This is a genomic window from Erysipelatoclostridium sp. DFI.2.3 (assembly GCF_019132535.1).
Taxonomy (GTDB): Bacteria; Bacillota_I; Bacilli_A; order Erysipelotrichales; family Erysipelotrichaceae; genus Clostridium_AQ; species Clostridium_AQ innocuum.
Genome location: NZ_JAHOOJ010000003.1, coordinates 294,254 through 304,593, shown reverse-complemented (window position 1 = coordinate 304,593; position 10,340 = coordinate 294,254). Strand labels below are relative to the sequence as shown.

At 43.0% G+C, this 10,340-nt stretch carries 9 protein-coding genes and 1 pseudogene; 6 read left to right on the top strand and 4 right to left on the bottom strand.

Annotation, left to right across the window (positions count from 1 at the left end; translation table 11 throughout):
* On the top strand, positions 1-299 hold a 299-nt coding region (locus tag KSZ58_RS05260; protein WP_374102559.1), incomplete at its 5' end, for a hypothetical protein.
* A 725-nt stretch (positions 300-1,024) separates the two neighbouring features.
* Positions 1,025-1,249: a hypothetical protein gene (locus tag KSZ58_RS22595; RefSeq protein ID WP_008817701.1), complete on the top strand. Its 225-nt coding sequence runs from the start codon at positions 1,025-1,027 to the stop codon at positions 1,247-1,249.
* An 81-nt stretch (positions 1,250-1,330) separates the two neighbouring features.
* Here the strand turns inward: KSZ58_RS22595 and KSZ58_RS05255 are convergent, their stop codons facing one another.
* Positions 1,331-1,711 (bottom strand): hypothetical protein, encoded by a 381-nt coding sequence (locus tag KSZ58_RS05255; RefSeq protein ID WP_008728368.1) that lies wholly within the window; start codon positions 1,709-1,711, stop codon positions 1,331-1,333.
* A gap of 224 nt (positions 1,712-1,935) precedes the next feature.
* Here KSZ58_RS05255 and KSZ58_RS05250 point away from each other — a divergent pair.
* Positions 1,936-2,349: pseudogene (locus tag KSZ58_RS05250) on the top strand (manganese catalase family protein); the annotation flags it as partial.
* Between the two features lie 157 nt (positions 2,350-2,506).
* On the opposite strand, the gene KSZ58_RS05245 reads toward KSZ58_RS05250, so the two are convergent.
* Positions 2,507-2,875 (bottom strand): PH domain-containing protein, encoded by a 369-nt coding sequence (locus tag KSZ58_RS05245; protein ID WP_217752633.1) that lies wholly within the window; start codon positions 2,873-2,875, stop codon positions 2,507-2,509.
* Positions 2,876-3,623: 748 nt separating this feature from the next.
* Here KSZ58_RS05245 and KSZ58_RS05240 point away from each other — a divergent pair.
* The 3 genes from KSZ58_RS05240 to KSZ58_RS05230 all read left to right on the top strand — a co-directional run bounded on the left by KSZ58_RS05240 (position 3,624) and on the right by KSZ58_RS05230 (position 8,473).
* On the top strand, positions 3,624-4,424 hold the full coding sequence (locus tag KSZ58_RS05240; protein ID WP_008816620.1) for a MerR family transcriptional regulator: 801 nt from the start codon (positions 3,624-3,626) through the stop codon (positions 4,422-4,424).
* Positions 4,425-4,531: 107 nt separating this feature from the next.
* Positions 4,532-5,632 (top strand): helix-turn-helix domain-containing protein, encoded by a 1,101-nt coding sequence (locus KSZ58_RS05235; protein WP_009270604.1) that lies wholly within the window; start codon positions 4,532-4,534, stop codon positions 5,630-5,632.
* Between the two features lie 216 nt (positions 5,633-5,848).
* Entirely contained in the window at positions 5,849-8,473 is a 2,625-nt protein-coding gene (locus tag KSZ58_RS05230; RefSeq protein ID WP_008816622.1) for a calcium-translocating P-type ATPase, PMCA-type, read from the top strand.
* Positions 8,474-8,736: 263 nt separating this feature from the next.
* Here the strand turns inward: KSZ58_RS05230 and KSZ58_RS05225 are convergent, their stop codons facing one another.
* Together KSZ58_RS05225 and pta are read right to left on the bottom strand one after the other, a co-directional pair.
* Complete coding sequence (locus KSZ58_RS05225) at positions 8,737-9,288, bottom strand: GNAT family N-acetyltransferase (RefSeq protein WP_002605894.1); 552 nt, start codon at positions 9,286-9,288, stop codon at positions 8,737-8,739.
* Positions 9,260-10,270, bottom strand: a complete 1,011-nt coding sequence (gene pta / locus KSZ58_RS05220) for a phosphate acetyltransferase (protein WP_009270602.1) — start codon at positions 10,268-10,270, stop codon at positions 9,260-9,262. The genes KSZ58_RS05225 and pta overlap by 29 nt, the downstream gene beginning before the upstream one ends.
* Positions 10,271-10,340 lie beyond the last annotated feature (70 nt).

The following is a 10,340-nucleotide window of genomic DNA, read 5'->3' as shown; positions in this document are numbered from 1 at the left end:
TATCTGATTTGGTACCTTTGTGTAAAAGTATACAGTTGTTTAATGAAATTGAAGAGTGTAAGGATAAGGGCGTTATTGATTTATTTGATGATGTGAGAGAAATGAATCATAAGATAGCAACAGTAAGGTCGCCTTTAAAATGCAAGATTAATGGTATGAAATCAAAAATACAATTCTTTATTATATTGATTATAGTTAAGCTATTTAACAAATTTAAGGATTTTACCCGGCAAGATATAGAACAAGTTGAGAAAGATAACGATTTTACAGTTGATTCAAATTTAGGTTTACTTAATTAGCTACTCTCCACACAAGAGAGTGGCTTTTTTATTTACATTTCAACATATAAGTAGTATAGTATATAAGCAATCACTTAATGATTGTATCGCCCTTTTTCCCCATTATTTGTTCATGAGGACGATAAGCCGGCTTTATGTCGGCTTTTTTTGTTAAACATGGAACTTCCAATATTTTACTACGATAATGATTTGCAATTTTTGAAGGAATGCTATATAATTTCGTAGTCACTCTTTCATACAGTTTATGCAGTGACAATGGGACAAAAGCCAGCTTATAGCCGGCTTTTTATTATCGGATTAAAATTAAGAAAAATTAAATAATTTAGAATTTACATACGGAGGAAATATGATAGAATGATATTGGCATAATTATATGCTTCTGCCTAGGTATCTTTATGCTGTCCATCTAAAAAGATGGGGAACCGGTTCTATACCGGTTTTTTTGTAAAGTTTTATAACATTTAATAAAATAGTATCAATGTATTTACAAATAGTTGATTGAGGTATATAATGATTACGTTGCCGCCCATTAAAAAGAAAGGGATACCTAGGCAGTATTTTGCGGCACTTGACCACCTTAATGGTGGTCTTTTAATTAATGGTAATCAGACGTTTAATCTTTTATCAATAAGTATTATAATAAGCCTAATTAGGCATCTAATTCCTCCATATCATATATTGAGATACGCAGATGTATCTCAATAACACGTAAGGAGGAAATATATATGTGTAACAGATGTGAATGTAATGCTTATGACTTTAACGATTATGATTTTGACAGATTCGATAGTGATAGAAATTGTAGATGCGATGATGATTATGGTACAAACGCATTGAATGAAGCAGAACGAGTAGCTCGCAGTACAATGCGTCAACACTGTAGAGAAAATCGCTGTGCACGTCAATTTGTACGCTGCATGAGGAATGCTCGATGCGGATCTAATTGGTAACTTGCGCTAAAACTTAATGTATATTTGTTCACTCTCATTTTGCTACTCTCCAATGTGGAGAGTAGCATTGTTTGTATCTATTCATTTATCATATAATTCGTGATGCTCTATATCAATTGTGTTTGTCTTTGGTGTCCTGCCATTACAGCATTGCATAATAACGGTCAAAGTAGAATTTGTGTTAGGAAATATCTGTACACCGTTGATTATTTCTTTGTCAAAATCATCTTTTATGACTTGTACATCATATTGTGCATAAGGACACGCCTGTGGAATGCTATGCAAGGAATGTGTGCTGTCTGGGGTAGGGAGAGTAATAGGTTCACTTAGTCCCTTTTCATCGGTATAACATCCCATTATAAAGTTAGAAGCACTGTCTGTTCTCTCATACACTCTTATAGCTGCCTGATTAACAGGAGCACCGTTTGCTTCCATAGTTTCAATTGTTAATGTGCCTGTCATTTCACTCACCTCCGATATAAACTATGCAAAGGCGATTGCGATGTGTCATTAAAAAATATATAGTAACCTGTTATCTATATAGGTATTTTTATTTATTACTATGAAAATAATAAATTTAATTATGCATATTGGTCTTTATAGTTATATCGCACTACACAATAGATACTCTTGTATCTACGGTATTCGTACACCAATAAGCAGCTGTTTCTACAGACGGATAACTTTTAGGTACTCACGAGCTTGCTCATTTGGAAATGGTATCCGCAATCCTGTATCAGCTGACCAGAAATCTCAGTGTCGAGGAAATAAAAGCAGGTGGATTTGATGCATATTATGTTGACCATACAACCGGCATATGGACACAGGCAGCCAGCGGAGCACCATTTACTGCTGCATATTACCAATCCAAAGGCGATCCGCTTACTGATTTGTTTGAGGACATGGCAGCAGAACAGAAAGCACGGACAACCTATGAAAATCTGATACGGGCTGCCAGTGACCCCGATGTCATTGCCCCCCTGCGTTTTTTAAGAGAACGTGAAATCGTACACTTCCAGAGGTTTGGAGAAGCACTTGCCTATGTTCAGAGTCAGCTGGATGCGGAAAACTATTATCAGTGCAACCCTGCCTTTGACTGATACCAGCGGATGGTCTTCCATCCGTTACATACGATAAAACCTTTACCTGCCCGATTTTTTTAAACATAGGAACACAGCATGATAAAAAAGATATCGTCATATAAACGATATCAAAGCTTTGGTATATTTTCATGCTAACATAAGATATAAGTAAGAACTAATCCAGTATCGCGTTTCCCAAGATGGTATCAAATTCACGGATGTTACACTTTTTATCCACATTGATTTTGAAATGTCCGGCTTTTGTCCACAGCTCCAGCTCGGCATCGATATCAAATAATTTCCCTGCATTCTCTGTAGACCACATATCAATAGAACGACAAGGAATGGAATAAATCTCGATTTTCTTTCCGGTAAGACCCTGTCTGTCAAAAATAATGATTCTTTTGTTCATCAGTGCTGACATATCTCGATTTGTCTTATAGCACTGCAGAATCTCTTCACCAGGTACCAGAACAGACAGCATCTCCTGTGCCGGCTCCGCTTTTTCAATGAATGACCATATTCTTCTAAATTCCTCTGCCATAGTTTTTTCCTCCTAGTATTTCTCATTTTGCATGATCCGCTTGTGCAATCGCTCTATTTAGCATTGTATGATGACATGCTGTACGACAGAACATCTTTCTGATCGGCATACATGCTTTATCCTAACTGCTACAGGCAATCGATTTCCTGCCTTCTGCTGTACACATGCTCTATGATATTTTTCTTTATGATCTCTGCACTTTGATTATAACATGTTTCGTATTCATATTATATATAAAACATGAAATATACAAAATAAATCTTGCAGAATAACATATCGTAATCAAAATATAGAAATATATGGAAATTTTAACAGCATCCTTATGACGGCGTGCGTATATATGGTCTCTTGATTTCTATTCATTCTGATGAACAACCTCTGCTTTGCATATCCTTTGCTTATACTTTACAAAGATTTTTGCATTCCTTCCAAGGAATGTGTACGTATCCAATGCAATATAAAACAGCTGTCAGATACATGGCCATCCGGAATAGCAGATTTATCTATCATAGAACCCGGTTAAAACTGTGCTGAATATATGGTTACATCCACAAGGTACCTTGGCATTCACGCATCATCTGAATTCATATATGCGATTTCATCAACAGCCGTTAAAGCAGCCAAAGACAGGAAAAATCGGATTCTATAAAAGTGGTATGGCAAAATTGAGACAGACATTTTCGTATTCTTAAAATCCCTGTTTACAAATTCCTTTTGTATAGTATAATACAAAGGGCGGGGTGATGATATGCAATATAAAATCGGAAAGATTGCAAAAATCATGGGGGTGACACCAGAGGCGATTCGGCACTATGAACGACTGGGGCTGATTGTACCCTTCAAAGATCCGGAAACGAATTATCGCTATTATACAAGTGAACAGATTGATCAGCTGCTATATATTCAGCGGTTTTCTCATATGGGAATTTCGCTATCCAATATACGTGAAAATATTCTACGCGGCAATGTACAGACGCATCGTGAAATGGTACAGCAGAAGCGCAATGATTATGTGCAGGAGATACAGCGGCTGCAGCAGAAGCTGATGAACCTGGACCACTATATCAGCGTATTGAAAATGACGGCCTATTGTCTGTACAACTGTATTTATATCCAAAGACCGGGTATCTTCTTTATTTCACAGGAGGACTGTTTGAACATCAAGGAGGATGCGAACGATTCCATCCAATTTAATCTGTTTCAGAAAAATGCGGATATGTTTTTCCAATGTGCCCTTATCTCAAAGGAAGAAGACGATGACCGTAAAAGGATCTGCGGATTTGGCATTTATGAAGATTGTGCTGCTGAAATTGGAGTGAGTGAGGAATTCGGCTTCTCATATCTGCCGGGGTGTGCTGTGGTTATCTATGCGTTTGAACATAATGATAAGCGTTCAGCTTTAACCCGGGAGCGCATCCGTACCTTTTTTCAAAGAGAACACCTCATTCAGAAAGGTCCTGTCTTTCAGCGGCTTGTATATCGTACCTTTGAAGACCATAAGGATGCGAATCTTGTTGAAATGCTCATGATTCCTTATATTTATGAATAAAAGGAGTCTTTTTTTCTATTATCAGATTCTTACGATTCTGTCGGTTTTCTTGACTTTCTTCTTCCGTGTCGGGGATAATACTAGCATAAGATAGGAAGTGAAACCATATGTCTGGTAAAAATATTAAAAAGCTGCGCATGGAATATGAAATCAGCGTGCAGCGGCTTGCTGCATATATGCGTATAGAGCAGGAGGAGTTACTCGATTGGGAGGCAGGCATCCGTGTTCCGGATGAGGAACAGCTGGAGCGACTTGCCCAGCTTTTTCAGGTTGACAGCAGCGAGCTGATTGATGCGAAGGAGCGATCAGTCATGAAAAAGCAGAGGGAGTCAAAGTCTTCTGATCAAAAGAATAAGAAACAGAAGGCGAAGAAAGGCAAAACCAGAAAAAAGACCAAGCGGAAGACAAAGCATAGAACCGATCATAAAACAAAGAAGCAAACCGTTGTCAAAAAACGAAGGACATGGCCGCTGGCTCTGGTCCTGTTGCTGCTTGTGGCTGGTCTGGCGGCTGGAGGCGGATTCCTTTACTGGAAATACGGAGATGAGCTCTTTTCACAGAAGCAGGAATACCGTATGGAGGATATGGCAGGTACCTTTACGGACGAAAATGCTCATAACGGTGCTGCATCTGCAATTGTACTCAGGAGCGATGGTTCCTTTGTTTTCACACAAAACAGCTGTGAGGGAATGCAGGATGTGAGTGGAACGTGGAGCATTTCGGATCACAGCATCAAAGCAACCAGTACACAGGGGACCTATACCTTTGCGATTCGAAGCAGCAATCAGCTGAAGTATGAGGGACAAACGATTTACTGTGGTCCGTATAATAAGGACATCTTTACCCGTGGTGGTGTCAACGGGCAGACTCCGCAACAGGAAGAAAAGCCGCAGAAACAGGAGGATATCGCCGGAACGTATAGTGGAAATCACAGTACACTTGTAATATCCGATGTAACAGATACCACCTTTTCCTATACTCTGACAAGTCTGAATCCGGAGGATGCGCAGCAGGTTGCCACTATTTCCGGCACTGCGCAGCGAAACGGTGATACAGCATCATTCAGCTTTTCGGATGACGGATATGGAACACAGGGAAATGGAAGCTTTACCTTTCAGGATGCACAGGTGGTATTTTCCATACAGAAAACACAGACAGATCCACAGGCTGTGTGGGGAATCTTCGAGGAGGGGACGCTGTTTCGCTAGACAATTTCATGACTTTGTCCGAATTGCAAAAGGGGCTGTTTACAGAAGGGTCTGTATGCTTTACAATACAGGTAGAGATAACCATGAAAAATAAATGCAGAAAGGAATCGCGATTTACGGATATCTGCATCGTATGAAGTCACAGGCTGGCTGAATAAACGTACAATTCCTATACAGCACAGCTGTATGGGAGTTTTTTTCAATGGAGGCGGTACTATGGAAGCTTATCAGAGAACAGTGGAAGAAGCATTACAGGAACAGCACAGCAGCATGCATGGATTGAGTGAAGCACAGGCACAGGAACGAAGCAGCGTATTTGGTCTGAATAAATTACAGGAAGAAAAAAAAGCATCCCTTTTGAAACGGCTGGCCAGGCAGCTTTCCAATCCGATGATCATCGTACTGCTTGGGGCTGCGCTCATTTCCGGAATCACCTCCGCATATGCACATGAATCCTATGCGGATACCTTTATCATCCTGTTTGTCGTCATGGTAAATGCGATGCTCGGCTTGTATCAGGAGGGAAAAGCGGAGGCGGCGATAGAAGCTTTAAAGCACATGAATGCGCCTGCCTGCAAGGTCGTGCGAAATGGTGAGATACGGGTTACCGCAAGTGAAGACCTTGTTCCCGGGGATGTAATCGTACTGGAGGCTGGAGATGCCGTACCGGCAGATGGCAGGATTCTGGAATGTGCCAGCCTGAAGGTGGAGGAGTCTGCCCTGAGTGGTGAATCCCTTCCGGTGGAAAAGCAAACAGAGGCTTTGCAGGAAGACAATCCACCGCTGGGTGATCGCAGAAATATGGTCTATATGGGAAGCAGTGTGGTATATGGCAGAGGACGTGCAGTGATCACTGCAACCGGTATGCATACAGAAATGGGAAAGATTGCAGATGCGATTCTGGTAAGCAGAGAGGAAGCAACACCTCTGCAGCAGAAGCTGAACCGGCTTTCCAAACTGCTGAGTCTTCTGGTTTTGGCAATCTGTGCTTTTATGTTTCTGTTTGAGCTGTTACGTCATGGTGATTTGCGTGCAGAATCTTTATTGGATACCTTCATGCTGGCTGTTTCCCTTGCTGTTGCGGCTATTCCGGAGGGCCTTGCGGCGGTAGTAACGGTGCAGCTTGCAATCGGTGTGACGCGCATGGCAAAGCGCAATGCAGTCATACGACAGCTGACCGCTGTGGAAACACTGGGCTGTACACAGGTAATCTGTTCGGATAAAACCGGTACCCTGACACAGAACCGTATGCAGGTGGTGGAGCATTTCGGTGATGATGAGCGTCTGCTTGCACTGGCAATGAGCCTGTGCAATGATACGCAGGTGCATGCGGATGGAACCATGCAGGGAGAGCCTACAGAGGTTGCGCTGAGCGCATATGGGGAAACGCTGTTTCATATCAATGAGGAAATGCAGAAGTATCCGCGTATTCATGAATTTCCGTTTGATTCCCAGCGCAAGATGATGACCACGATGCACAGGCAGTCTGACGGTGTTGTTCTGCAATTCACCAAAGGAGCGATGGATGTTGTTTTACAGCGCTGTACGGGCATTTGGCGCAATCAGAAAATAGAACCGATGCGGGAAGAGGATCGCGAAGAGCTGAACCGGATGAATAAACGCATGGCAGATCGTGCTTTGCGTGTACTATGTGCTGCCTGCAAATGGAATGAGCATATTGAAACAGATATGGAAACAGCAGAGTCCGGTCTGGTATTTCTCGGTCTGTGCGGCATGATGGATCCGGTACGTGAGGAGGTAAAGCCGGCAATCGCCCAGTGCCGTAAGGCTGGCATCCGTCCGGTCATGATTACCGGTGATCACATTGATACTGCGGTGGCAATTGCGAAATCGCTTACTATCATAACGGATACCTCACAGGCGATGAGCGGCAGTACACTGGATACGCTGTCACAGGAGGAGCTGACTGCCCGCATTGATCAGACATTTGTATATGCCCGTGTAAAGCCGGAGCATAAGGTACGTATTGTGGATGCATGGAAATCCAGGGGATATGTTGTTGCGATGAGCGGAGATGGTGTTAACGATGCTCCCGCCATCAAGCGTGCAAATATCGGTGTCGGTATGGGAATCACAGGAACTGATGTTACAAAGAATGTGGCAGATATGGTGCTTGCGGATGATAATTTTGCGACGATCGTGTCGGCAGTTCAGGAAGGGCGTAGGATTTATGATAATATCCGTAAGGCCATTCAGTTTCTGCTATCCAGCAATATTAGTGAGGTGCTTTCCATATTCCTTGCCACGATGATAGGATTTACGATATTAAAGCCTGTGCATATTCTATGGGTCAATCTGCTGACGGATACCTTTCCTGCTCTCGCGCTGGGCATGGAGGAGGGGGATGAGGATCTGATGCGGCGGCCTCCGCGTCCTAGAAGTGAAGGGCTGTTTGCCAACGGCCTGCACATGCAAATCATATTTCAGGGCTGTGCTATTACACTGATTACCCTTTTTTCCTATATTGTCGGTCATTTTATGGAAGCCGGTGTCTGGGAAATCACACAGAGTGCAGACGGTATGACCATGGCATTTCTGACCATGTCGATGACAGAAATGTTTCACGCATTCAATATGCGTTCCCTGAAGCAGTCCGTTGTGCATATGAAAAAACAGAACCTGTATCTCATCGGTTCTGTCGTGTGTGCACTTTTCCTGACGATTGCGGTCATCTATATTCCTGTTTTATCCGAGCTGTTTGCGTTTGAACATATTTCCGTTGCGGAATTTGCTGTTGCGCTGGTCATGTCTGTCTCCATCATTCCAATCGTGGAAATTGAAAAATGGATACACAGAGCTTTACAGCGAAAGCACGGATAAGCCGGAATTCAAGAAAAGCGTCCTGTGCAAAAGGTGTTTATCAATCATTCAGCAGCTTTGTAGCTCAGTATTACATGCATAAGCATTGAGGTAAAGCGTTACAGCCTGATGAGGAATGGGAATTCATAGGGATTCCTTCAGCTATCGCATAAATTTTACATGATTTGATAAAGGCATAGAAAAGAAGGTATTCGCATTAGAACAGTGGATGGAAACAGTTCCACTGCATATTGCGGATACCTTTTATCAATTCCAGTGATTGTTTATGCGATTTGTTTCCATTCCTCCTCCAATATGGACATCAGGATATCGTCGGCATATACACCGTTATCCCAAATGGCATCCCGCAGAATGCCCTCCACGCGGAACCCTGCTTTCTCATAGGCTTTTTTGGCCCGTATATTGAATGAGAACACATCCAGTGAAAGTCTGTGCAGCTTTCGCTCGCAAAAGGCGAAATCTCTTGTTGTTTGAATCGCCCAGCTGCCGATTCCCTTTCCGCAGTTTTTGCTTTTAAAAATACAGATTCTGAAATTTGCAGAACGTGCCTGCTCATCAATTTCATTGATTACGCTCTCACCGATCAGGCTGCCCTGCGGATCAAATATCAGAAAATCATATCGTGTGGAATCGTTGAGACAGTTTACAAAATATGCATCCACCTCCTCTTTGCTGTAGTGCATTTTACTGCCGGTCATACGTGCAACCTCGCTGTCACATTCTGTGAATCCGGCTAAATAATATGCGTCTTTATCCTCAATCCGCGATGAGCGCATGGTATACCCCTTAAATTCCCAAATCGATGCTGTCTGCATTTCCATGCCTCCTCATCTTGTTTCCTGCTTCCTTCTGCATGGCGGTAATGATTGCCATTTTATAAATCTCTTCTGTTGTTGCGCTGCGTGAAAGATCATTCATCGGCAGCCGTACACCCTGCAGAATCGGACCAAGTGCTTCAAATCCACCCAGATTGGCGACCAGCTTATATCCGATGTTGCCTGCATTCAAGTCCGGAAAAATCAAAACATTGGCATTTCCTCCGACTGTGGAATCCACTGCCTTCAGCTCAGCTACCCGTCTGGACAATGCGCAATCCACCTGCAGCTCGCCATCCACATCATAATCCAGCGGCATGCGCTGTAATCGCTGTGCGGCTTCACGTACAGTATCAACATCTGTTCCGCTCCCGCTTCCATGTGTGGAATAGGAAAGCAGGGCTACCTTTGGCTCCAGCTGAAAGGTCTTTGCACTCTCCGCTGCCTGCAATGCGATTTCCACCAGCTCATCCGTGTTGGGATTTCGGTTTAAAGAGCAATCTGCGAAAATATAATGCTCATCCCTTCTGCTCATAAGAAAACAGCTGGAGACGATGGTATGCGGCATGCGTGTTTTAATCAGCTGCATAATCGGACGTAGGGTATCGGCAGTAGAATTGGCAGAACCACCGAGCAGTCCGTCGGCATATCCCAGCTCAACATACATCGTACAGAAATACGTATCCTTTTTCAGCCATTCCCGGCATGTTTGTTCATCTGTTTTTCCCTTACGCAGCTCCAGCATGCGGCGAATCATGTCCTCACGCTGTGTAAACCGCTTTGGATCTACAATCTGAATTCCGGTGAGAGAAAGACCATATGCCTCTGCCTGCTCATATAGCTGCCGGGTATCTCCATACAGCAGCGGAGTGAGAATCTGTTCGTTATAAAGCCGTATCGCTGCCTCCATCATTCGTCTGTCTCTGCCCTCTGTAAACAATATTCGAACGGAGCTGTCCTTTACACATAGCGGGATATTCATAAATAACACTCCTCTCTTTTTATTATAGCATCTCTTCTGTCTTTCGTCGAAAAGATCACGGTATAAACCG

Excerpts from the sequence above, each read along its gene's own strand:
- KSZ58_RS22595 (WP_008817701.1), top strand. The coding sequence starts at position 1,025 with ATGTGTAACAGATGTGAATGTAATGCTTATGACTTTAACGATTATGAT.
- KSZ58_RS05255 (WP_008728368.1), bottom strand. The coding sequence starts at position 1,711 with ATGACAGGCACATTAACAATTGAAACTATGGAAGCAAACGGTGCTCCT.
- KSZ58_RS05245 (WP_217752633.1), bottom strand. The coding sequence starts at position 2,875 with ATGGCAGAGGAATTTAGAAGAATATGGTCATTCATTGAAAAAGCGGAG.
- KSZ58_RS05240 (WP_008816620.1), top strand. The coding sequence starts at position 3,624 with ATGCAATATAAAATCGGAAAGATTGCAAAAATCATGGGGGTGACACCA.
- KSZ58_RS05235 (WP_009270604.1), top strand. The coding sequence starts at position 4,532 with ATGTCTGGTAAAAATATTAAAAAGCTGCGCATGGAATATGAAATCAGC.
- KSZ58_RS05230 (WP_008816622.1), top strand. The coding sequence starts at position 5,849 with ATGGAAGCTTATCAGAGAACAGTGGAAGAAGCATTACAGGAACAGCAC.
- KSZ58_RS05225 (WP_002605894.1), bottom strand. The coding sequence starts at position 9,288 with ATGCAGACAGCATCGATTTGGGAATTTAAGGGGTATACCATGCGCTCA.
- pta (WP_009270602.1), bottom strand. The coding sequence starts at position 10,270 with ATGAATATCCCGCTATGTGTAAAGGACAGCTCCGTTCGAATATTGTTT.